Genomic DNA, 826 nt, shown 5'->3' with positions numbered 1-826 from the left:
AATATCGAAAATTACCGGCTATTATTCGAAGATCCCAATATCTTTAAGCCGCTCCAAAATAGCTTGCTGATGGCCGTTATTGCCACACTGGCAAATCTGATATTCGGTGTGATCACTTCGTATGTCCTTGTTAAACGGAAATTCGTCGGGAAAAGCATTATGGATATTTTGGTCATGATTCCCTGGGCCTTGCCGGCAACGGTCATCGGGATGAACCTGATATTCGCCTTTAATGAACCGAGCGTGTTTTCTTTTGGCCAAATATTGGTGGGGAGCTTCTGGATATTGCCGCTTGCCTATTTCATCCGGCATATCCCACTTGTTGTGCGTTCGACTAACGCCGTTTTGGAGCAGCTGGATGACTCGATCGAGGAAGCGGCCAGGAACCTGGGAGCGAAGTGGTTTTATACCTTCAGAAAGGTCATTTTGCCGATCATCATGCCTGGCGTGTTGGCAGGGACATTATTGGCATTCATCGAGTCAGTCGGGGAATTTCCAACGTCGGTGCTGTTATATACGATTTCCAATAGGCCGATATCCATTGAAATCATGAATCAGCTGCGGATGTTCAATATGGGGCAGGCCGCTGCCTATGGGATGATACAAATTACGCTTATTGTTATCGTGCTTTTCATTTCAAACAAGTTTTTTGGAATCAAGGCGGAAAAAGCTTTATAAATCGGAGGTTCAAAAATGGGTAAGCTTGATGAATTTATCAAAAATGAAGGCAGTGCTTTTCCTGGGAAAACATATGCGGAAGAGCTTCTGATACCTGTTTTTAATGATCAAAGAGATTACTTATTTCATGCAATGTTCGATATTCATC

1 protein-coding gene is annotated in these 826 nt (G+C 43.5%); it reads left to right on the top strand.

The features are described 5' to 3' along the window. A partial coding sequence (locus CVN76_RS30145; RefSeq protein ID WP_157805845.1) for an ABC transporter permease occupies window positions 1–678 on the top strand: 678 nt, incomplete at its 5' end. Between the last annotated feature and the right edge of the window lie 148 nt (window positions 679–826).

The sequence above is a fragment of the Bacillus sp. mrc49 genome, assembly GCF_002803435.1.
The sequence above is the reverse complement of the archived record's forward strand: the minus strand, read 5'-3'. Positions and strand labels throughout refer to the sequence as shown.